The sequence below is a fragment of the Caldicoprobacter algeriensis genome (genome assembly GCF_023838525.1).
In the GTDB taxonomy this organism is placed as follows: domain Bacteria; phylum Bacillota; class Clostridia; order Caldicoprobacterales; family Caldicoprobacteraceae; genus Caldicoprobacter; species Caldicoprobacter algeriensis.
Genome location: NZ_JAHUQD010000030.1, coordinates 1 through 22116, shown reverse-complemented (window position 1 = coordinate 22116; position 22116 = coordinate 1). Strand labels below are relative to the sequence as shown.

Genomic DNA, 22116 nt, shown 5'->3' with positions numbered 1-22116 from the left:
TTATGTTGAGCCATAGTGAGACCCCCTTGTATGTTTAGTGATTTTGGATATCTATATCATACAGGATTTCTCACTATGGTTCTACTATTTTTTAGGTGTTGCATTTAATTTTACAACGAACCTTTTAAAACGAGCGAGAGACTTACACGCTCCCGGAATCATCGTAGAGGTTGAATTACTACCAGAGACAACCCGAGAACCAAAATGGGGAATCGAGATTAACAGGATTTTGCTAGAGCACATGAGAGAATTTGAAGCAAAATATGACTTTAAAAGTATATTGAGATGTACGCCCAACGACATCAGAGAAATGGTGCGCCCTTCATTTATGAGACAAGGCCAGCTCCTGGAAAACATGCTTACCACATTTCAAAGATGCGCTGAAGAAGGAGCCGATATTCTATCCATAGAATCCACAGGTGGCAAGGAACTCCACGATGAAGCTCTGATCAATTGCGACATGAGAAAAGCCATCTTTGCTCTTGGGGTTTTAGGTATCAGGGATATGCGGTTTCTGTGGGCACATATAGTGCAAATAGCCCAAGCAACTGGCTCTATCCCAGGCGGAGATACGGCTTGTGGTTTTGCCAATACAGCCATGGTACTGGCTGAACAGGGTATGATTCCAAAAGTATTTGCAGCAGTGGACAGGGTGGCAAGTGTCCCTAGGACGTTAGCTGCTTATGAGATGGGGGCAGTAGGTCCAAACAAGGATTGCGGTTATGAAGGCCCTTATATCAAGGCCATAGCCGGAGTTCCTATATCAATGGAGGGGAAAACGGCTGCATGTGCCCACCTGAGCGCGCTGGGCAATATAGCGGCATGCGTTTGCGACTGCTGGAGCAACGAATCGGTGCAGAACATCAAACTTTTGAGTGCTCATGCCCCTGTCGTTTATACAGAGCAGCTGATTTACGACTGCCGTTTGATGAACCAGGCAGCAGCTGAAGGACACGATTACGCTCTAAAGATGCGCGATTGGCTGGCCAAATCCGATGACAAATTTGATCCTCAGGCCTATGTTTTAAGGCCAGACATTGTACTGGAAATCAGTAAGGAACTGGTAAAAGAGAGAGACGCTTTTATGGCAACCAAGAAAGCAGCAGTTCTTGCAGTAGATGTAATTAAAAGAGGCATTAAAAATGGAGATGTTATGGTGCCCCCACGTGAACAAAAATGGTTGGACATCATAAGCGCCCAGCTTGAAACCATACCCAATGATGAAGAGGAATTTTGGTACGAAATAAAGAAGGAAGTGGATTTGACAAAATGGAGACCTGAAGAATACGGCTTAAAATGAAAATATCACATCTAAACTGCAGTTTTTTGATGCAAAATTGGGGTTATAATAATATTAACTGGGCATCAGCAGTAGATACCAGAGATGCTTGGCTCCAATAGCTATCTTAGTTAAAATGGGAGCCATAAGATGCGTCAAATCACAAAGGAGGCGATTTCGTGAGCGAATTCATAAACAATCGTGAATACAGAAAAAAGGTCCTAAAAGAGCTGATCAAAGAGCTACATAACGGAAAAACCGTAGAAGAAGTTAAACCCAGGTTTGAAGAGCTGATCAAGGGGGTATCGGCTGAAGAGATAGCTGATATAGAACAAGCCTTGATCATGGAAGGCATGCCTGTTGAGGAAATACAGCGGTTGTGCGATGTGCACGCAGCTGTTTTCAAAGGCTCAATAGAAGAAATACATCGACCGCAAAAGCCGGAAGACGCTCCCGGCCACCCTGTTCACACCTTCAAACTTGAAAACAGGGAACTCGAAAAGCTCATAAATACCCGAATAAAGCCGCATATTAAAGACTTTGAAACTTCAGATAGCCCAAAAAATGTCAGCACGCTGGCCGAAGACTTCAACATGCTTTGGGAAGTCGATAAGCACTATGCCCGCAAAGAAAACCTGCTGTTCCCTTTCCTGGAAAAATACGGGATTACAGCCCCGCCGAAGGTGATGTGGGGTGTGGATGACGAAATACGGGATGGAATCAAAGAAGTTTGCTCTCTGCTCTCAAATTACAAAGGCAATAAGGGGGAAGTGGTAAACAAGGCCAACCAGGTAATCGACAAGGTTATCGAAATGATTTTCAAAGAAGAGAACATACTCTTCCCAATGGCGCTCAATACGCTGAGCGAAGACGAATGGATCAAGATAGAAAAAGAAAGCGAAGGGGTAGGGTATTGCCTCACGCGGCCTGCAGGAAAATGGCATCCAGTCCGAGAAAACATCAAACAAAAGGCACAAGTTGAAGGCCAGCAGCCGGTCGAAAGCGGATACATAAAGTTTGAAACCGGCATACTCTCACAAAAGGAGATAGATGCCATCTTCAATACGCTTCCGGTAGACATAACCTTTGTTGACAAGGACGGCGTAGTAAAGTATTTTTCACAGGGCAAGGACAGGATATTTGCCCGGCCCAAGACTGTCATCGGCAGACGCGTAGAAAATTGCCATCCCCCTGCCAGCATACACATAGTTCAAAAAGTTATAGAAAACTTGAGAACCGGCAAAAAGGACCATGAGGATTTTTGGATTAAGATGGGCGATAAATATGTCTTTATCCGCTATTTTGCCGTAAGGGATAATTCCGGTCAGTTCCTTGGCATCCTGGAAGTGACGCAAGATATAAAACCTATACAGGAAATAACAGGTGAAAAAAGGCTTCTCGATGAGTAATTAATAGAATAAAAGCGTTTAAAATGAAAAATGCATTCTTATTTACCTGACAATATACAGGGGAAATAAGAATGCATTTTTATATTAATCCTCTCCTTCCTTCTCACAAGACCATCCTCCATACAAGTCCGCCATGCCTTCCAGCTCTTCCCTTATGCTTTCCACAAGCTCCTCAGGCTTTTGCACTACTGCCAGCTTCCCGAAGCTTAGCACCCATCTCTTTATATCAATAAGCCCTTTTACCCTGGCCTTAAAAATGATGGACCCATCTTTCAGTGGCTCAATCTGCTGATTGGGAAGCCATCTCTTCTCCTTCACCCATACACTGGCAGGATGGAAAAACCGTATCTCAACATCATATTCTTCACCTTCGACTACGCTAAAGATGTTCGACATATATTCCTTTACCGAAAAATCGTATGGATAAACAAAAGTCGTATCCAATATTTCAATGTCTTCTATCCTAACCAGCTTGAAGGTGCGTATCTGCTCTCTTAAATGACAGTATCCAATCAAATACCACGACCCTTCACGGTATATCACGGCATAAGGGTCTACTTCCCTCAGCTTTCTTTCATTCCTGGCTGGAGTATAGTAGAGAATCCGTATGCGCTTACGCTGTTTTATGGCCATATAAATGGTAGTCAATATCTTATTTACGTTATCCTTTAAATCGACTTTTCCCAGAGAAAGCATCAGCTCATCGGTGGAAAGGGGAAAAACATTGACAACAGTATCACCCAATGCAGAACGAATCTTTGCCACAGCCGTCTGCAGCTCATTTGCCAGTGGAAACCCGTTCTTGTGCGTTAAAAGCTTTTCAGCCAGCATCAGGGCAGAGTATTCCCCTTCATCCAGTTTGGGCACATCAAAATAATAGTCATCGCTTAAATAATAACCTCCACCTCTTCCAGTCATCCCTTGAACAGGAACTCCTGCTTTTTTCAAGTATTCAATATAAGCCTTCACATTTCTGGGAGTAATATCTAGTATTTCGGCTACCTCCCGCGTCGACATCATCTGGCGGGTCTGAAGCAGCGCAATGATTTTTAGACACTGGCTCAGCTTGCTCATATTTTCATACACCCTTATTTCTTCAATCCCTGCTTTGTACCTCATTAGACAAACCTACCCAATATAGCAGCAAGGATCATGGTCAGACCCGTCAGCTGATAAACCTGTACCATCCTCAAATTGGCCTCCGTTAGCCTGGGGATATCGTCATAGTGCTGCCGTGCAACCCTGACAGCCCTCACAGCCAGAGGGACACTGGCCAGCCCAAGCAGCCAGAAAGGATTCTTCAGGACAATGGCCAGCAGAATAAACCACAGATAAGCTGCCAAAAATAGCAGCGCAAACACCTTCACGCCCTTTTCCTTGCCCAGCCTAACCAGCCAGTTTCTCTTGTTGCCCCGGGCATCGGCTTCATAATCGGGAAACTGGTTTATCCACAGTACGTTTGCTATCAAAATTCCGATGGGTATGGACACCCACAAAGCCGATAAATCCACTCTGCCTGTTTGCAAACAGTATATACCTAGAACTATAAGAGGCCCAAATGTCAGACCAACCGTTACCTCGCCTAGCCCGCGATAAGCCAGTTTAAACGGCGGAAGGCTATAGAATATGGACAGCAAAACGCCGGCAATGCCTATCCATAATATGCCCATTTCCTTAAAAAACATAATATAAAGACCTATCATGCAAGCAATCACAAACGTAACCACGGCAATCATAACGACTTCAGACAGCGTAAGCTTCCCGTCCACGATGGTCTTTTTACCCCCACTGAAGGGGGTTCTTTTGTCGGGGGTTATAAACCGATCAACCCCCGACTTATAATCCACCCATTCATTCACGGCATTTTTTCCGATTTCTATGCAATAAACAGCTATGAGAGCCACAATAAACCAGTAGAGGTCAAACCTTCCTGTCCTACCAAAGGCAAACGCTGCACCTACAACCATTGGCACTGTAGAAGCTATCCATATCTTGGGATCAGCCAGTTGCCAGAAACCCTGCCATATTCGCTTCGCATCAGCTTTCATGTTTGAACCCCCTATATCAATAGATATTTAAATCACTCGCCATTCAAACCCTTAAGGCATACAATATCATAAACTCATCAACCATATTATAACCTCACTCGATAATCTCATCAATAGGCGCTCCTGGCGGAACCATGGGATACACCATCTCATCGGGGTGTATAACGCACTCTATCAACACGGGCTGCTGCATCTCAAGAGCTTGCTTGAGCGTGCCCTCAACCTCTTCATTGGAAGTTACTTTGAAACCCTTGATTCCATAAGCATCGGCCAGCTTTACAAAATCGACATCAGGGCCCAAAGTGGTATACGAGAATCTCCCATTGTAGAACAGCCTCTGCCATTGACGCACCATACCCAGAGCCTGATTATTTAGCACCAGCTGGATTATGGGCAGCTTGTATCTTGAAACTGTAGCCAATTCAGTCGAATTCATTTTAAAGCTTCCATCCCCTGCAACGTTTACCACCCTTCGATCGGGCCTTCCAATGCATGCTCCTATGGCTGCGCCTAAACCATAGCCCATGGTACCCAGACCCCCAGAAGAGATAAAGGTACGAGGCTCATCAAACTTGTAAAATTGGGCAGTCCACATCTGATTCTGCCCCACTTCGGTGGTGATTATAGCCTTTCCCGCAGTAAGCTCATAAAGCTTCTCTATGATGTACTGCGGGGTCAGTTTCCCTTTGGGAGTACCATACCTAAGCGGATGTGCCTTCTTCCAATCCTCTATCTGCTTATTCCAGCCATTGGGCTGCCTTTCATCCACCAAATCGATCAACCTCTGAAGTATTTTCTTCACATCGCCACAGATAGGTATATGGGCATCAATATTTTTACCCAGCTCTGCAGGGTCAATGTCTATATGAATGATCTTGGCGTGGGTAGCAAACCTCTCGGCTTTGCTTACAACACGGTCACTGAAGCGGGCTCCTATGGCTATCAGCAGATCACACTTTGAAACGGCGTAGTTGGAAACCCGCGTTCCATGCATTCCCACCATGCCCATAAAGTACGGATGGGTACCCGGGAAGGCACCTAAACCCATAAGCGAACAAGTTACAGGAGCTTTTATCTTTTCTGCAAAGGCTACCAGTTCTCGGTTGGCACCCGAGATGTTGACTCCACCCCCCGCGTAGATCACTGGCCTTTCACATTTATTTATAGCCTCTACTGCTTCCTGAACTCTTCTCTCTATTTCTTCTTTGCGATAAAACTGAGGGTGAAAGATATCCTCATTCACATAGCTGGTATCCACCTGAGCGGGCTGATAATCTATTACGGCATTTTGTATATCCTTTGGGATATCGATCAGAACAGGACCGGGTCGACCGCTTCGCGCTATCTTGAAAGCCTGCCTTATAATATCCGGCAAACACTCAGCATCTTTGACGATATAATTATGTTTGGTAATGGGCGCAGTTACGCCTGTTATATCCACCTCTTGAAATGAATCTTTGCCGAGCAGCGAAGAAGCCACCTGACCAGTAAACACCACCAGAGGCACCGAATCCATATAAGCGGTTGCAATACCGGTCACCGTATTGGTGGCTCCTGGGCCTGATGTGGCAAACACCACGCCAACTTTACCCGTAGCCCTGGCATATCCATCTGCGGCATGGGTAGCCCCCTGTTCATGGGCCGTTAAAATATGGGTGATGTCCTTAGCGTCATACAGTGCATCGTATACCGGGAGGATCGCCCCTCCAGGAAAGCCAAAAACGATATTCACACCCTGCTCTCTCAGGCATTCTATGACCACCTGTGCACCCGTCAACTTCACTCCTTCATCGCCCCCTTTACCGAAAAATAAGTATTAAAAAACCCCTTCATCCCTTAATTGAAATGGGACGAAAGGTTTACTTCCGTGGTACCACCCATATTCGCCGTTGCTTTGCAGCAACAGCCTCGCCAGGATACGGCCCTGCACAAGCTCAGGCTTATATCCTTGCACTGTAACGGGTGCATCCCCGTCAGAGCTTACTAACACCGTTTCAGCCCTGCAACTCTAGGACGACTTCGCCATTTCCCCGGGCACCGGTTCGCAGCAACCACCGGCTCTCTTAAGCCCGTCTGAAAACGCTACTCTTCCCTTCATCGCCTTTCGATGCATAATTATGTATAATTGGGTATATTTTAATATAAATTATTCAGAAAAGCAAGTAGTTTTTTCTAAATCGTATAAACAAGCAAAAACAGTATGAGAATTGCCAAAAATATGATAAAATACAATTGTGCAATTAAATCTAAATCTTGAAAAAGGTGTGAATGCTTATGCTGACTCCGAAAAGCTATACAGTCGCACAGGTCGATGGTTTTATATATCCAGTTATCCTTATAGCCTCTACCAGAGGAGTAAAGAAAATATGCTTTGCTCCGCTTGATACAATTATAGAAGAACTGAACAAAATGAATATGCCTTACACCATAGATCCGTATCACGACGCAGCCATTGAACTCCGCCAGTATTTTCAAGGGCAGCGAAAACATTTCGACATCCCTATCGATATAGATAGCACTCCATTCCAGCTTAAGGTATGGAAGGCCTTGCAGTCAATACCTTACGGCGAGGTGCGAAGCTATAAAGACATCGCTTTGCAGATAGGCCACCCCAGAGCCCTCCGCGCCGTGGGACAAGCATGCAGTGCCAACCCAGTTCCCATAATAATACCCTGTCACAGGGTACTTACAGCCAGTGGAAATTTGGGAGGCTTTAGCGCAGGCATTGAAATAAAAAAGGCCTTGCTGGATCTAGAAGGAACTTTTTCTGATAAATGCCGATAAGCATGCCGCCGTTATCATACTGCTACCAAAATTAGTTTAGCAACGATATGACAACGGCGGCACCTTCACGGCATTTTATCACTTAACAAGCTCCGCAATGGCGTGGGCATAAATTTTGGCATTCATCATCAGGTCCTCGATTTCTATATATTCATCCTTCTGATGTGCCATCTCGGGCTTTCCAGGAAAGACCGCTCCAAAGGCAACCGCATTTTTAATCGCCCTGGCGTAGGTCCCGCCACCTATAGCAACAGTATAAGCAGGTTGCCCTGTTTGCTCAGCATATACCTTCTTCAGCGTTTGCACCAAGAAGTGGTCTTCAGGTACATAAAGAGGACCTTGATGATCCAAAACCTCTACCTCTACACCATGCTTGTCAGCCACCATGTGTATGCGTGCTAGTATCTCCTGTTTTTCAAAGCTCACCGGATAGCGTATATCGATGACGGCACGCCCGGCCTGGCCGTCCACTTGAATCATGCCTAAATTGAGTGTGAGCTTCCCCGAAAGCCGATCTTCCAACGCCATCCCCATGGATTGGCCGTAAACCTGCATTCCAATGGCCTCACTGAGAAAAGCAATAAATCTTTCCATCTCGCTATCTCCCAGTCCCAGAGCCGATAGGCAAAGCAGCATCTGACCGATGGCATTTTTTCCTTTTTCAGGCATGCTGGCGTGGGCAAGCTGACCAATAGATTTAGCTATTACAGTACCTCCTTCACCCACTTCAACCTCCACCGTATACCCAGATTTGTTTTTTAAGCTTTCAATGCTTTTAATCAATTTTTCCCTATCAACGCCTGGCCCAAAAACACAGATGCACTCGTCGGGCACCACATTTGGTCTCTGCCCCCCGTATATCCTTTCAATTCCAATATAAGATTTTTGCCCATCGGAGAACTTCTTACGCAGGACTATGTGCAAAATTCCTTTTTCGGCATTGATAATAGGGTAGCGTCCGTCGGGGCTCATCCCAAAATCGGGTACCGCCTCTCGCTTAAAATAATATTTGAGGTCCTCCCATCCGCTCTCCTCATCGGTGCCCAGTATTAGCCTCACCTTCTTATTTACCGGGACCCCGGACTGCATGACGGCTTTCATGGCATAAAGCACCGCAATGGTCGGCCCTTTATCGTCAATTGCTCCCCTACCGTAAATCCTGCCATTGTGAATCTCCCCGCCATACGGTGGATAAGTCCACCCGCTTCCTTCTGGCACCACATCCAAATGCGTCAATATCCCCAGCATCTTTTCTCCTTGACCGAATTCTATGTGTCCAGCATAACCATCCACGTTTTTCGTCTCAAACCCGAGCCTTCTGCCAAGGGTCAACACGTAGTCAAGCGCCCTGTAGACATGTTCGCCAAACGGCCTGCCAGGCTGTGGCTTGCCCTCCACGCTGGGTATGGCCACCAGCTCCTGAGTCGAATGTATTATTTCATCCCTGTATGATTCAATGATGTGGTTCAAATCCATAAAAATTCCTCCCTAAGTTTAAGATTTATCCTCAACACTGAATCCCGCTGTTGCATTGGCAAGTTTTGTACGACCTAACCTAAAAAAGGTTTAAAGTACATCTTCAACGCTGAAGCCTTTCCCTTCTACTTCCCTGGTATCTATTATGGACATAAATGCACCAGGGTCAACCCTATGCACCACTTCCCTGAGCTTTGACAGCTCCATGGTTCGTACCACCATGTATATAAGCTTCTTGTCCTTATGGGTATAGGCGCCTTCGCCATTTAAAAAAGTAATACCTCTTTTCACATGGCGGAAAAGCTCCACTGCCATCTCATCGGCCGCATCTGATACTATTATCACAGTTTTTTTATGATTGAATCCCGCCAGTATAGCGTCTACCGCTTTATTGCTCACGAACATGCCCACCATAGAAAACATGGCAGCTTCAACGTTTAAAAAGGCTGCCGCAGCGGTCAATATTACAAAGTTAAATGCCGTGGCAATTCCTCCAACGCTGAACGAAAAGAATTTATTTATAAGCAGCGATATGATGTCAGTACCACCCAGCGAACCACGATTCCTTATTACAATGCCTATACCCGTTCCCGAAATCAATCCGCCAAAAATTGCCGCTATCATGGTATCCTTTACATCTATTGTCCACCCTCTTGTAAGGTATAAAAAGGCTGACATGCTTGCTATTCCTACCATGCTCAAATAAACAAAACGCCTGCCCAAAAATCTATATCCTCCTATAAATAGAGGAATATTGAGGATTATGACAGTGATTTCCGTAGGGATGGAAAGCAGGTACTCCAATATTATAGCAATACCCGTCAGACCACCGCTTAACAATCTGTGAGGAATAAAGAGCATATTTACAGCAACAGAATATATGAAACTCCCTACTATTATGTATAAAACCCTCATGAATAAGCGCCTAGTTCTAGATTCTGCCATATAGTTATTCCCCTTTTAAATTAGGCATCAATTGCTTCTGTTCTTCTATTTGCAACTAATTTATATTATAACACAAAAATGCCGTTTATGTATTTCCATCCCAATCATCAGAAAATTTTCTCTCTATTTTCATAAAACGGACGAAAAATCCCAAAAAATTTTTCCAAAAACGAATGCATTGTTGAACAAAACATGCTAAAATATTTTGAAGAGCATGTTAATTCCAATGCAGTGCCCTGTTTGAAAGTCAACCGATAAATATTACATAAAATAGTCAGTCGACGAAATGCACGTAAATTATTATTCCACGACATTTTAGTAAAATTATCTGCAATCAATATTAAGTCACTAAAAAGGAGTGTTCTAATGATGAAGATCATAATATGCAAAAATTATGATGAGATGAGCCAAACGGCAGCTGAAATCGTAGCCAAACAAATAAACAGCAATCCCCACACTGTTCTCGGCCTGGCAACCGGCAGTACGCCTCTGGGGATGTACAAAAATTTGGTTAAGATGAACAGAGAAGGCAAAGTGGACTTTTCCAACGTGGTAACCTTTAATCTCGATGAATATGTGGGTCTTGACAAGGATCATCCCTGCAGCTATCACAGATTTATGGACGAAAACCTCTTCAATCACATAAACATAAAGAGGGAAAACATACATCTGCCCAACGGTATGGCTCCTTCCCTGGAAGAAGAATGCAAAACCTATGAAAAGATGATAGCCCAGGCTGGTGGCATTGCCCTACAGGTATTGGGCATCGGACATAACGGCCACATCGGCTTTAACGAACCGGGTACCCCATTCCATTCCCTCACGCACGTTGTGGAGCTGGCGCAGCGCACCATCGAAGCAAACTCCAGGTTCTTCAACTCGCCAGATGAAGTACCACGTAAAGCTATTTCTATGGGCATAAAGACCATTATGCAGGCGCAGAAGATCCTCCTTTTGGCCTCTGGAAAGGACAAAGCAGAGATTATAAGCAAGGCGCTTCATGGGCCTGTCACCACTGACATACCTGCCTCAGTGCTTCAGCTTCATCCAAACGTAACAGTCATCCTTGATGAAGGCGCAGCATCTGCTTTGGACAGGTAAAGGTGAAAAGCCTTCAAGGCTTAAAAAATAAAAGAAAGGCTACTGAGTAACTCGGTAGTCTTTTCTTTGTAGGCCAAGGTTGATGCTCGTTTTATTTTGTCAACATTATTCTATATAATATGATTCATCACATATCGTGCTGTCCTGGTAAGCAAATCCTTCACATTTTCATATTCCTTATTCGCAACCCCAGTAAATAAGATGTCTATTACCGTAAGCTGCGCAATACGTGATCCCATAGCACCGCTTCTTTTCTCAATCTCTGGTGTGCTGATAAAAAGAGTTATATCGGCTTTGCTGGCAATTGGATTCTTGCCGTATTTAGTAATGCTTATCACTGTACAACCCAATTCTTTAGCAATCTCAAGGCACTCTATCATCTCCTTGGTACGCCCTGAATAAGATATTATAACCGCCACATCATTTTTTCCCAGTAAATAAGTATGAGTCAACTGCATATGGAAATCCGTTGGTGCTATAGCGTTTTTGCCTATCCTTACAAACTTATAGGCAGCGTCTTGAGCCACCAGTCCAGAAGCTCCAACGCCAAGAAACAAGATCTTTCCGGCTTTGCTGAGAACATCTATGGCCTCTTTAACACTATTAGCATCCAGTATCTTTTGCGTATCCGATATTGCTCTACCATTTAACAAACTCACATTGTCAATAATGCTTTCTATACTGGTATATCCTTTAATATCCGTATACAGCTGCTCTTCTTCACCAGCTTCGCTTTTCTCTCTGGCAAGGCCATTCATGACATAAGCCTTTTTGAAATCCTTAAGCCCTGAATAGCCCAATAACTTACAAAATCTAACCCATGCCGCTTCACTAACCCCTGTTTTCTCAGCTAATTCTTGAATTGAAAGGGTAAACACTTCCTCAATATTGTTGAGAAGATAATCGGCTATCTTTTTCTCGGTAGGATTTAGTTCATTATATATATTCTTAATCTTTAAAACATAGTCGTGTTGAGCAGACATAAACTCAGCCTCTTCCTTTCTTTAGTAAATTTTTAAAAACCATATTCAGTCAATATTATACCTCATAGCATCCCGCTCCGCCTTTATCCCTCTTATAGCAGCCTTTGCAAGCAAGAAAAGCTGCTCTGCCGCATCCATGAGTATCTCTTTGGCCTTATTGTCACCCTTTTTATGCGCCTGGTCCACTACTTTTGCCAACGCCGCAATCTCGCTCTTTTTTATATCCCTTCTGTACACAAACCGTACAAACTCTTCAGGGGCGGTTATACCAATCTCCTCCATCAGCATGGGTAGTAAATGGGTATAAGGTTCTCTTCCGTCATAACATCTCAAAGCGGCTTTTATGGCCTCAAGGCCAATATAATAAGCGCTTCCCTCATCTCCAACAACATGCCCCCATCCACCAACCCTTACCCTTTCACCGTTCTTACCAATCCCATAGGCAATCGACCCCGTACCTGCAATAACAGCAATGCCTTCCCTGCCACCTGTCATCTCTGCAATAACTATTTCGGCATCGTTGGTTATCACAATATTCCCTTTTATCCCTAAAGATCTTACGTAGTCCTTTATAACCTCTTGTTCTTCTTTTCTGCCTGCTCCCGCGCTACCAATACAGATAGCTTTGCAATATTCTATGTTTAAACCAGCATGTTCCACTGCATTCCCTATCAAGGACTTCAGGGCATCATATACCTGAGATTCTTCCTGAGCCCTTATATTAGTAGAACCGCCGTATTCAGTGAGGATAATATTGCCCCGCAAATCAGCTATCGAAATGGCGCTTTTTGTACCGCCACCGTCAATGCCAATGACGTACTCCATACATCTCCGTCCCTTCATAAAGAAACAGGTAACCTGCCCTGAGGTGTATGGTTTCCACTCAAAACTTCCAAAACACTCTTTACAGAAAGGGGCGTATATTCATAAGCGCACAAATATGTTGGAACCCCTTTAAATCTGAGCAAATCATAAGGATTTCTCAAAGCCACGACGACGATGTTCTTATTGACTTCCAGCAATGCATTTACCAGCGCTGCCTGGCCTTCATTTAAGCTAACATTGTATGTTCCTACCACAACGATCTCCTTACCTTCTGTCTCTCGCACAATAGAATCTATAAATGCTCTGTCTGGATTTACAGGAATGGTCCTCCCTATCCCGCCAAACCTCTCTACAAAAGAATTGGCGAAAGATAATTTCGTCGTCAACTTATCATCAACGGCTGAAACTGGAGTCATTTCAGGAGATATAGTCAAAATTTTTTGCCCTTTTATAGGCAAAAGCCCTAGTTCATCCTTTACCACCGTAATGCTGTTTAAACTTATCTCCCTGACGATCTCCTGGTGCTCCTTACTTCCCAATAGTTCAATGCTGCCTTCATCGGGATATGGGTTTTCAAATAGCCCATATTTTTTCTTTAATTTGATTATCCTGTCAACAGATTCATCTATCCTCTCAATGGGAATTTCCCCTTTTAAAACGGCATTCTTAATTTCATTAAAAGCTTCAATCTGTGTATCTTTGGTGTGGGAGACTAAAACTATGTCTGCCCCCGCTTTTATTGCAAGTACAGCTGCTCTGGCGGTGCCAAAATATTTAGCAATTGCACTCATTTCCATACAGTCTGTGAAAATTATACCTTTAAAGTTAAATTCCTTTCTTAAAACATTTGTAAGGATATTGTACGACAATGTGGCTGGCAGCCTGTTTCCCTCCAAGGCAGGAAAGAGTATATGAGCCGTCATCACAGCATCAACGCCATTTTCTACAGCCTTTTTAAAGGGATAAAGTTCAACTTCATACAGCCTTTTTCTGCCATGTGCTACCAAGGGCAGATCAAGGTGAGAATCTACAGCCGTATCCCCATGCCCTGGAAAATGCTTGGCTGTAGCAATTACGCCTCCGCCTTGCAGCCCCTCTATGTAACTTGCTCCAAAATTCGCTACTTTTTCCGGATTTTCCCCATAAGATCTAACACCTATTACGGGATTCAAAGGGTTATTGTTTACATCCAAAACCGGTGCAAAATTCATGTTTATGCCCAAAACCCTGAGCTCTTTGGCCGCTATCTCGGCTACTTTACGGGCATTTGTGGGATCATGCGTAGCTCCCACCGCCATGTTGCCAGGCAAATAGGTAGCATCTTTATAGATCCTGGTGACCATGCCACCCTCCTGGTCAATAGCAATAAAGGCAGGAATGCCGGTGTGCTCAAGGACGTTCCTTTGAATGTCGATGCATAATTCCCTAGTCTGCTTCCCGTCCTTAACGTTTCGAGAAAAGAGTATGATATTGCCTATTTTATACTCCCTAACCAATTGCTCAATATGGTCATCATAAAAAACAGAAGGAAAACCTACCATTAGCATTTGTCCTATCTTTTGATCCATAGTCACACCTTATTGCTGACACGCCCATCTGATAAAAAGGCCTAAGGTCAACAATATCCGCACCCACCAATTTAAACGCTTCCGGGGATACATCCACCATAACGTCCATGTCTTTACTCTTTGCATACTTAACGATATGTACAACTTCGTCAAAAGCCAGTCTATTGCCCATCGCAACATTAAAAGAAGTGAATAGCCTGGTAGCCCCCAAACCGTTGGCCATGTCTATGTATTGCATGTTGGCCCTTATCGTGTAATAATTGCCTGAATATACAGATATACCCACCTTCAAATCAATAGCCCCCTACATGAGCCGTTTAATTATATATCGCAGACGGCAACATGACATCGTGAAATGCACACCTAAAAACCTGATTATGCTATCGTTTTGCCTTGAAGGATGTACCCTGTTGGTAAGCAACACCACATATATATCATGCGGTATATCCACCCATATAGATGTACCCGTAAATCCGGTGTGCCCAAACGCAGAGGGTATCCATGTTAAGCTCAATTACAGACGGGTATATGCAGGCCTTGCCGTACTGCCAAACTCCATAAAGCCCATTCTTATGGCCAATGGCCACCGTCGCTCCGGGGAAACACCCTTTGTCAACCGCCTGGCTCACAAGAGCCAAGGCATCATCAAGTAGACTTTTATCTATTTTCATATACCATACCCTCTTCTATAGCTTTTGACACAAACCCTTCGTTTTTTTCCAACAGCCTACAGGCTGTCTGGCAGTCCACTCCAGCTTTTATCATTACTATTGCTACCTTAGCATTTCCGTTGCTCAATTCAAAGTACCTTTCGGCTTCTTCATAAGGGACGTCAGCTGCCAGCATTATGATCCTCTTTGCCCGTTCGACAAGCTTTTTGTTTTTGGGCTTTACATCCACCATGAGGTTCTTATACACCTTACCCAACTTCACCATGGTAGCTGTGGATATCATATTCAGTATCATCTTCTGCGCAGTCCCCGCTTTAAGCCTGGTAGAGCCCATTATCACCTCAGGCCCCACTATCACGTTTATGTTTATATCGGCTATATTATCTATAAGCGCGCGGTCATTACATGAGATTGATACAGTAAACGCCCCACGCCTTTTTGCTTCCTCCAACACGCCTAACACATAAGGTGCCCGGCCGCTGGCTGAAATACCTACAACGCAATCCAAACTGGTGACCTCTTTTCTCGATACGTCTGCTATACCTTCTTCTTTATAATCTTCTATATCCTCCCTGGCCACTTCAAACGCTCCAAGGCTTCCACCTGCCATTACGCCTTGAACCATTTCGGGAGGCGTTCCGAAAGTAGGCGGGCACTCGGCTGCATCCAGTATCCCTAGCCTACCGCTTGTGCCGGCCCCAAAATACAAAAGCCGTCCCCCTTTCTTGATCCTCTCTACTATCTGATCTACAACCATCGCAATTTGTTCAAGTTTTTCTTCGACTGCAAAAGCAACTCTTTTATCTTCCTGATTCATGACTTTTAAAATGCTTAAAGTATCCAACTTATCAATATTGTTGCTATTTTCATTCGGTTGCTCGGTAATCAAGGAATCAAGAATTTCATCCATTTTTACAACAACTCCCATTTTAAAATTTTTAACTGGCGGTTCATCCGTTAATGGATGCTAACCTTAAAATCATCTTCTGTTGGTATTCGGTATTCTTTATATTTTATGGGTACAATTTTGTACTTTAATGATACCATAGCATGAACAAAGTTTCAATATTTTTTAAATATACGTAAATATTATTTCAACAGTAAGATAAAAAAGAGAGCCAATCTCTCGGCTCTCTCACTGGCATTTATCTTTTTTATTCTTTAGTTGCATACAGGAATACCTTGAACCCTAATGGGTCATAGTAGAATCCCTTTATTTTCGGATTTATCAAGTATACATCCGTATAATAGTACACAGGGATTATCGGCATCTCTGTCATTAAAATTTTCTCCGCCTTGTGCATGGCCTCCATCCTTTTCTTCTGATCCCCTGATTTCTTGGCCAATTCAATGAGTCGATCATATTCGCTATTCTTCCATCTGGCATCATTTTGCCCACTCTTGCTATGCCACATATCGAGCATGGTCATGGGATCAACATAATCCCCCAACCAACCATGACGTGCAATTTCATAGTTGCCCTGTGTACGGGTCTCCTGAAATACCGCCCACTCCTGGCTGTCAAGCTTTACATTTATACCCAAGTTGTTCTTCCACATCTCTTGTACAGCCTCAGCAATGGTCTTGTGACCACCCTCAGAATTATACAGTAGCGTCAACTCAGGGAACCCTTGACCATTGGGATATCCAGCTTCAGCCAAGAGCTTGCGCGCTTCTTCAACATTCTTTTGGTAATCCTCACCTATATAGTTCCCACCAACCTCTCTGAAATCAGAACCCTTTTCTGCATCAGGCATTCCTGGTGGTACCCACGCATAGGCAGGAAGCGCAAAATTCTTAGCTGCATTGTCGATGATATACTGCCTATCAATGGCAAGTGCCAAAGCCTTTCTCACTCTCACATCATTTAGAGGCGGCTTTTCTACATTTAGGCAGAAGAAGTAAGTTCCCAAAGAGGGCTTAATGGTGACTTTCCCTTCCTCTTTCAGCCGAGGTATCTCTTCGGCTGGAACAGCATCAGCAAAATCAATCTCTCCTGCTTCAAAAGCTGAAAGCTCAGAGGCCGGGTCATCTATCATTGTAAATACAAGCTCTTTAGCCTTTATGGCATCCTTGTTCCAGTAAGTATCGCTCTTCTTTAAAACGATCTTGTCATTTAGAGAATATTCTGCTAAAACCATAGGACCATTTGTAATGTAAGTCTCTGGTTTATTGGCCCACTCTTCACCGTATTTTTCAATAATATCCTGCCTTACAGGGAACAATGTAGGGAATGCAGTCAATTGGAGGAAATAAGAACATGGAGCCTCCAGCTCAACCTCCAAAGTTTTATCATCAATAGCCTTTACCCCCAGCTCTTCAGGACTCATTTTCCCTTCAGTAATGGCCTGACCATTCTTTATATACCAAAGCTGATAAGCGTACTCAGCTCCTGTTGCCGGGTCCACAGCCCTTCTCCACGCATACACAAAATCGTGTGCCGTCACCGGTTTGCCATCGGACCACTTAGCATCTCGTAAATAAAATGTAAACTTTGTCCCGTCTTCGTTCATTTTCCACTCTTTTGCAATACCGGGCTGGATCTGCCCATTCTGGTCTTTGCGTGTCAGCCCTTCAAAGCAGTGTACAATGACACTTCCTGCCTCAACAGCATTATTCAGTTGAGGATCAAGAGTCTTGGGATTGGCTCCCATGTTGTAGGTGATAGGCTTGTTATCAGAGCTACTTGATGAACAAGCTGTAAACAGTGTAACAACTAACAACATACACACTAGCAAGATACTTATCTTTTTTGTCATTACTTTTACCTCCTTTTTTATATCTAAATTTCTAAATATATATTTAAAGCCCCACGGGCTTTCAAAAACACAGTTTTCACCACATCACTACTCCACAAAATGGCAGGCTACCATATGTCCTCCACCAAAATCTTTCGTGACTGGTTCTTCTTCCGCACACCTTTCACGGGCAATAGGGCATCGGGTCCTAAAACGACAGCCAGACGGAGGATTAATAGGAGTAGGGACATCTCCCTTTAAAATTATACGTTTACGCTGTTGCGTAGCATCAGGGTCAGGTATAGGTATGGCCGAAAGCAAAGCCCGCGTATAAGGATGAAGCGGCCTGTCGTACAATTCATCACTAGGGGCTAGCTCTACCAATTTCCCAAGGTACATTACCCCTACCCGATCAGAAATATGCTTCACCATGGACAAATCATGCGCAATAAACAGATAGGTCAACCCCAATTCATCCTGTAAATCTTCCAAAAGGTTTACTATTTGCGCCTGGATGGAAACATCCAACGCAGATATAGGTTCGTCGCATACTATAAACTCGGGATTAACTGCCAATGCCCTGGCTATGCCTATTCTTTGCCTCTGGCCGCCACTGAATTCATGGGGATAACGGTTAGCATGTTCTTTGCTTAAACCTACCTTGTTCAGAAGGTCATATATGATGGCCTTTCTTTCTTCTCCTTTGGCGATATTGTGGATATCGATGGATTCGGCAATTATATCGCCCACTGTCATCCTCGGATTGAGAGAGGCATAGGGGTCCTGAAATATGATCTGCATCCTCTTTCTATACGGGCGCATCTGCCTATCATTCAAATCGGTTATGTCATCACCATCAAATATAATGCGCCCACTGGTTGGAGAGTACAGCTTCAGTATTGTGCGCCCAACAGTTGTTTTGCCACAGCCGCTTTCACCCACCAAACCCAGAGTCTCACCTTTATAGATACTAAAAGTAACACCATCCACTGCTTTGAGAACCTCTTTTTTACCCCCTATAAGCCCACCTCTAACAGGAAAATATTTTTTTAGTTCTTTTACTTCTATCAATACCTCATTGGAACAGCTCATCTAAAATTCACCTCTTCTTTGTCCCATCTGACAGCAGGAGCCCGAGGATCAAGCAACCAGCACGCCGCTTTATGTGTCTCAGAAACCGAATACAATTCTGGACTCTGTTCTTTACATATCTTCATCGCATAACGGCATCGAGGCATAAAGGGGCATCCCTTGGGAGGTTTCAAAAGGTCTGGAGGTTGCCCATCAATTGGGACCAAACGTTTCTTCGATAACATGTTAATCCTGGGTACAGACCTTAAAAGCCCCCATGTATAGGGATGTTTCGGGTCATAAAATATCTCTTTTGTAGTTCCTTGCTCCACGATGATACCAGCATACATTACTATTACCCTACTGCAAAGGTCAGCTACAATCCCAAGGTCATGGGTTATAAGCATTATGGACATATTATACTCTGCTTTAAGCTGCTTTAAAAGCTCAAGTATCTGAGCTTGTATGGTAACATCTAAAGCAGTAGTGGGTTCATCCGCAATCATGAGCTCAGGCTGACAACTCAAAGCCATTGCAATCATTACCCTCTGACGCATACCCCCGCTAAACTCATGGGGATATTGGTCAAACCGCCTCTCGGGATCAGGAATACCTACTGCTTTAAGGAGTTCAATAGCCTGCTGGCGTGCAGATTTAGCATCCATTTTTTTGTGAACCCTAAGCGGCTCCATAAGCTGATCTCCTATGGTATATACAGGATTCAATGACGTCATAGGATCCTGAAACACCATAGAAATTCTATTCCCTCTGATCCTTTGCATCTCTTTTTCACTTTTCTTAAGCAGATCCTCACCGTTGAAATATATTTCTCCCTTGATTATTTTCCCAGGAGAAGGGACAAGTCGCATTATAGAAAGCGAAGTAACGCTTTTCCCACAGCCTGACTCCCCAACTATCCCTACAGCCTCACCCTTATATATATCGATATTTACACCCCTGACTGCCTTTACTTCACCAACATGAGTAAAAAACGAGGTGTGCAAATCCCTGATTTCCAAGACCTTGTCCACATCATCACCTACTTTCTCATATGGGGATCAAGTGCATCCCTTAATCCATCTCCAATTAAATTAAATGCTATCATCGTGATGCATATAAAGGCTGCAGGGAAAAACAACAGATAGGGATAGCTTCTAAATCCTCTATAAGCATCGCTGGCAAGAGTACCCCAGCTGGCCATAGGCGCGCTTACACCTATACCGATAAAACTCAAAAAAGCTTCAGTAAAAATTGCTGACGGTATGGCCAGGGTTACTGTCACAATAATAGGGCCAATGGCATTGGGAATAAGGTGTTTCCAGATAATACGCCATGTGCCGGCCCCCTGGGCTTTGGCAGCCAAAACAAATTCCTGATTCTTAAGGCTTAAAACCTGACCACGCACTATTCGGGCCATGTCTAGCCAATAAACCAACCCTAGCACAATATATATCAGTATAAGGTCAGAGCCTATACCCTTAAATACTCTTAAAAATGTTGTTTCAAAAGCCTGTTCGATCGGTTTCTCCAGAACAACCTGGAATAATATAACATACAACAGCAAAGGAACGCCGTACAGTATATCCACTATACGCATCATAATATTGTCCACACGGCCACCGATATATCCAGAGACACCTCCATACAGCACTCCAATGGTGAGGTTTATAAGGCTGGCAACCAACCCTATGCTGAGCGATATTCGCGCACCGTACATCACGCGAATAAATAAGTCTCTGCCTAAGCTGTCAGTCCCAAACGGATGCTGCCAGGAAGGCCCTTGGCTTTCATGCCCACGGATTTGAGTAGCATAATCATAAGGCCAAAACATAGGAACAAAAATTGCAGATAATATTATTATTGCAATGGTCACCAAACCAATCATCGCCGGTTTATTCTTTTTAAAACGCTTCCAAGCATCCTGCCAGTATGTCAGACTGGGGCGTACTATTTCACCTGCAACATCCGCTTCCACTTCAATCGGCTCAAACAGCGATGGATCTATCTGTACCTGCATATTTACATTACCCCTCCTTTGTGCCGATCAACTTAATTCGGGGATCAACTATTACATAAATGATGTCTACAATAAAGTTCATAACAACCAGTATAACGCTATAAAATATAGTAGATCCCATAATCATGGTGTAATCACGGTTTCCAACGCTGTTTACAAAATACTCGCCCATGCCCGGTATGGAGAACAGCTTTTCTATAACAAAACTCCCCGTCAAAAGTCCTGCCGCCAATGGGCCTAAATAAGTAATAACCGGTATTATGGCATTTTTCAAAGCATGCTTGTATATCACTTTAAATTCGGTCAACCCTTTAGCCCGCGCCGTTCTTATATAGTCCTGCCTTATAACGTCCAACATGCTGGACCTCATCAACCTGGCAATAAAAGACAGCGAATAACCTGAAAGTGCGATGACAGGCAACACATACTGAACGGGCCTGGTCAGGCTGCCACTACTTACTGGGAATATCTTAAATACCACTCCCAACAGGTATATAACTATCGTAGCCAGTACAAAGCTGGGTATAGTAACCCCCAAAGTAGCAATAAACATGGTAGTATAATCTTCCCACTTTCCCTGGCGAAGCGCTGAAATAATCCCCATAGGCACTCCCACAAGCACTGTAAATATAATAGACACTATACCTAGTCTGGCTGTAATAGGAAACCCATCAGCAATAAGCTCGTTGACAGTACGGTTTGCTAGCTGAAATGAGGGCCCCAAATCGCCGCGCAATATATCTTTCCAGTAATCCAAATACTGCTTCCATATAGGGTCATCAAGGTGATATTTCTCATTAAGGGCTTTGATAATGGCTTCAGGGAGAGGTCTCTCCCGTGTAAATGGCCCACCTGGTATAGCATGCATGAGTAAAAAGGTGATAGTTATTATAAAAAAAAGTGTAAGCATCATAGAAACTAATCTATGAATAATGTACCTACCCACCAGACTTCCCCCTCGAGTTTATTATTTATATCTATGTCAACCTTTTGTTTATAAATCTTTATTTTATTATAAATAACTTCGTTTATTATATCATTTTTTGCTTGATATAGCAACTGTTTTTAAACGGTTCCAGAAATTTCGCATCTAATTTCCAGTGTAAATTTTTTTGAATATGGAATTAATGTTTTTCCATTTTGTTACAATTTTGGAATTTGAAAAGCCCATAAACTCCGGTTTTTAGGTATACTTCCCCCC

At 43.7% G+C, this 22116-nt stretch carries 20 protein-coding genes, 1 pseudogene and 1 other annotated feature; of the genes and pseudogenes, 4 read left to right on the top strand and 17 right to left on the bottom strand.

Features of this window, described 5'->3' with window-relative positions; all coding sequences use genetic code 11:
* Positions 1–37: 37 nt before the first annotated feature.
* Together KVG29_RS12045 and KVG29_RS12040 are read left to right on the top strand one after the other, a co-directional pair.
* A complete protein-coding gene (locus KVG29_RS12045) occupies positions 38–1300 on the top strand; it encodes a methyltransferase MtaB domain-containing protein (protein WP_252228678.1) in 1263 nt (420 codons plus the stop codon).
* A 158-nt stretch (positions 1301–1458) separates the two neighbouring features.
* Complete coding sequence (locus tag KVG29_RS12040; RefSeq protein WP_252228677.1) at positions 1459–2688, top strand: DUF438 domain-containing protein; 1230 nt, start codon at positions 1459–1461, stop codon at positions 2686–2688.
* Positions 2689–2772: 84 nt separating this feature from the next.
* Here KVG29_RS12040 and KVG29_RS12035 read toward each other — a convergent pair whose 3' ends face one another.
* From KVG29_RS12035 to ilvB, 3 genes are all read right to left on the bottom strand, one after another.
* Positions 2773–3807, bottom strand: coding sequence for a helix-turn-helix transcriptional regulator (locus tag KVG29_RS12035; protein WP_252228676.1), 1035 nt, complete (start codon positions 3805–3807; stop codon positions 2773–2775).
* The gene (locus KVG29_RS12030) at positions 3807–4736 is read right to left on the bottom strand and encodes a prenyltransferase (RefSeq protein WP_252228675.1); all 930 of its coding nucleotides are present in this window, start codon (positions 4734–4736) and stop codon (positions 3807–3809) included. Before KVG29_RS12030 ends, KVG29_RS12035 begins: the two co-directional genes overlap by 1 nt.
* 94 nt (positions 4737–4830) lie before the next feature.
* A complete protein-coding gene (gene ilvB, locus KVG29_RS12025; RefSeq protein WP_252228674.1) occupies positions 4831–6519 on the bottom strand; it encodes a biosynthetic-type acetolactate synthase large subunit in 1689 nt (562 codons plus the stop codon).
* 60 nt (positions 6520–6579) lie between these two features.
* Positions 6580–6843: a binding site (T-box leader), on the bottom strand.
* 167 nt (positions 6844–7010) lie between these two features.
* On the opposite strand from ilvB, the gene KVG29_RS12020 reads away from it, so the two are divergent.
* On the top strand, positions 7011–7520 hold the full coding sequence (locus KVG29_RS12020; RefSeq protein WP_252228673.1) for a methylated-DNA--[protein]-cysteine S-methyltransferase: 510 nt from the start codon (positions 7011–7013) through the stop codon (positions 7518–7520).
* Positions 7521–7598: 78 nt separating this feature from the next.
* Here the strand turns inward: KVG29_RS12020 and pepV are convergent, their stop codons facing one another.
* The gene (gene pepV, locus KVG29_RS12015) at positions 7599–8996 is read right to left on the bottom strand and encodes a dipeptidase PepV (protein WP_252228672.1); all 1398 of its coding nucleotides are present in this window, start codon (positions 8994–8996) and stop codon (positions 7599–7601) included.
* Between the two features lie 90 nt (positions 8997–9086).
* Positions 9087–9941 carry a YitT family protein gene (locus KVG29_RS12010; protein ID WP_252228671.1) on the bottom strand — a complete coding sequence of 285 codons (855 nt, stop codon included), beginning with the start codon at positions 9939–9941 and terminating at the stop codon, positions 9087–9089.
* A 369-nt stretch (positions 9942–10310) separates the two neighbouring features.
* Between KVG29_RS12010 and nagB the strand changes: the two genes are divergently transcribed.
* Positions 10311–11042, top strand: a complete 732-nt coding sequence (nagB, locus tag KVG29_RS12005; RefSeq protein WP_252228680.1) for a glucosamine-6-phosphate deaminase — start codon at positions 10311–10313, stop codon at positions 11040–11042.
* Positions 11043–11152: 110 nt separating this feature from the next.
* Here the strand turns inward: nagB and KVG29_RS12000 are convergent, their stop codons facing one another.
* The 12 genes and pseudogenes from KVG29_RS12000 to KVG29_RS11945 all read right to left on the bottom strand — a co-directional run bounded on the left by KVG29_RS12000 (position 11153) and on the right by KVG29_RS11945 (position 21861).
* The gene (locus tag KVG29_RS12000; RefSeq protein ID WP_252228670.1) at positions 11153–12025 is read right to left on the bottom strand and encodes a MurR/RpiR family transcriptional regulator; all 873 of its coding nucleotides are present in this window, start codon (positions 12023–12025) and stop codon (positions 11153–11155) included.
* A 45-nt stretch (positions 12026–12070) separates the two neighbouring features.
* Positions 12071–12850, bottom strand: a complete 780-nt coding sequence (locus tag KVG29_RS11995; protein ID WP_252228669.1) for a BadF/BadG/BcrA/BcrD ATPase family protein — start codon at positions 12848–12850, stop codon at positions 12071–12073.
* A gap of 14 nt (positions 12851–12864) precedes the next feature.
* Positions 12865–14391, bottom strand: coding sequence for a beta-N-acetylhexosaminidase (gene nagZ / locus KVG29_RS11990; RefSeq protein WP_252228668.1), 1527 nt, complete (start codon positions 14389–14391; stop codon positions 12865–12867).
* Entirely contained in the window at positions 14363–14704 is a 342-nt protein-coding gene (locus KVG29_RS11985) for a MupG family TIM beta-alpha barrel fold protein (protein ID WP_252228679.1), read from the bottom strand. Before KVG29_RS11985 ends, nagZ begins: the two co-directional genes overlap by 29 nt.
* Before the next feature lie 18 nt (positions 14705–14722).
* Positions 14723–14914 (bottom strand): annotated as a pseudogene (locus tag KVG29_RS11980) (serine hydrolase); the annotation flags it as partial.
* A complete protein-coding gene (locus KVG29_RS11975; RefSeq protein WP_252228666.1) occupies positions 14853–15089 on the bottom strand; it encodes a hypothetical protein in 237 nt (78 codons plus the stop codon). The gene KVG29_RS11975 and the pseudogene KVG29_RS11980, both read right to left, overlap by 62 nt.
* Complete coding sequence (gene murQ / locus KVG29_RS11970) at positions 15076–15999, bottom strand: N-acetylmuramic acid 6-phosphate etherase (RefSeq protein WP_252228665.1); 924 nt, start codon at positions 15997–15999, stop codon at positions 15076–15078. Before murQ ends, KVG29_RS11975 begins: the two co-directional genes overlap by 14 nt.
* Positions 16000–16243: 244 nt before the next feature.
* Positions 16244–17848 (bottom strand): peptide ABC transporter substrate-binding protein, encoded by a 1605-nt coding sequence (locus KVG29_RS11965; protein WP_252228664.1) that lies wholly within the window; start codon positions 17846–17848, stop codon positions 16244–16246.
* A gap of 87 nt (positions 17849–17935) precedes the next feature.
* Positions 17936–18919: an ABC transporter ATP-binding protein gene (locus tag KVG29_RS11960; protein WP_252228663.1), complete on the bottom strand. Its 984-nt coding sequence runs from the start codon at positions 18917–18919 to the stop codon at positions 17936–17938.
* Entirely contained in the window at positions 18916–19929 is a 1014-nt protein-coding gene (locus tag KVG29_RS11955; RefSeq protein WP_252228662.1) for an ABC transporter ATP-binding protein, read from the bottom strand. Before KVG29_RS11955 ends, KVG29_RS11960 begins: the two co-directional genes overlap by 4 nt.
* Positions 19930–19937: 8 nt before the next feature.
* On the bottom strand, positions 19938–20915 hold the full coding sequence (locus tag KVG29_RS11950) for an ABC transporter permease (protein WP_252228661.1): 978 nt from the start codon (positions 20913–20915) through the stop codon (positions 19938–19940).
* 7 nt (positions 20916–20922) lie between these two features.
* Complete coding sequence (locus KVG29_RS11945) at positions 20923–21861, bottom strand: ABC transporter permease (RefSeq protein ID WP_252228660.1); 939 nt, start codon at positions 21859–21861, stop codon at positions 20923–20925.
* Positions 21862–22116: the final 255 nt, after the last annotated feature.

Excerpts from the sequence above, each read along its gene's own strand:
- KVG29_RS11950 (WP_252228661.1), bottom strand. The coding sequence starts at position 20,915 with ATGCAGGTACAGATAGATCCATCGCTGTTTGAGCCGATTGAAGTGGAA.
- murQ (WP_252228665.1), bottom strand. The coding sequence starts at position 15,999 with ATGGATGAAATTCTTGATTCCTTGATTACCGAGCAACCGAATGAAAAT.
- KVG29_RS11995 (WP_252228669.1), bottom strand. The coding sequence starts at position 12,850 with ATGGAGTACGTCATTGGCATTGACGGTGGCGGTACAAAAAGCGCCATT.
- nagZ (WP_252228668.1), bottom strand. The coding sequence starts at position 14,391 with ATGGTAGGTTTTCCTTCTGTTTTTTATGATGACCATATTGAGCAATTG.
- KVG29_RS12020 (WP_252228673.1), top strand. The coding sequence starts at position 7,011 with ATGCTGACTCCGAAAAGCTATACAGTCGCACAGGTCGATGGTTTTATA.
- pepV (WP_252228672.1), bottom strand. The coding sequence starts at position 8,996 with ATGGATTTGAACCACATCATTGAATCATACAGGGATGAAATAATACAT.
- KVG29_RS12030 (WP_252228675.1), bottom strand. The coding sequence starts at position 4,736 with ATGAAAGCTGATGCGAAGCGAATATGGCAGGGTTTCTGGCAACTGGCT.
- KVG29_RS12000 (WP_252228670.1), bottom strand. The coding sequence starts at position 12,025 with ATGTCTGCTCAACACGACTATGTTTTAAAGATTAAGAATATATATAAT.
- KVG29_RS12035 (WP_252228676.1), bottom strand. The coding sequence starts at position 3,807 with ATGAGGTACAAAGCAGGGATTGAAGAAATAAGGGTGTATGAAAATATG.
- nagB (WP_252228680.1), top strand. The coding sequence starts at position 10,311 with ATGAAGATCATAATATGCAAAAATTATGATGAGATGAGCCAAACGGCA.
- KVG29_RS11975 (WP_252228666.1), bottom strand. The coding sequence starts at position 15,089 with ATGAAAATAGATAAAAGTCTACTTGATGATGCCTTGGCTCTTGTGAGC.
- KVG29_RS12010 (WP_252228671.1), bottom strand. The coding sequence starts at position 9,941 with ATGGCAGAATCTAGAACTAGGCGCTTATTCATGAGGGTTTTATACATA.
- KVG29_RS11965 (WP_252228664.1), bottom strand. The coding sequence starts at position 17,848 with ATGACAAAAAAGATAAGTATCTTGCTAGTGTGTATGTTGTTAGTTGTT.
- KVG29_RS11960 (WP_252228663.1), bottom strand. The coding sequence starts at position 18,919 with ATGAGCTGTTCCAATGAGGTATTGATAGAAGTAAAAGAACTAAAAAAA.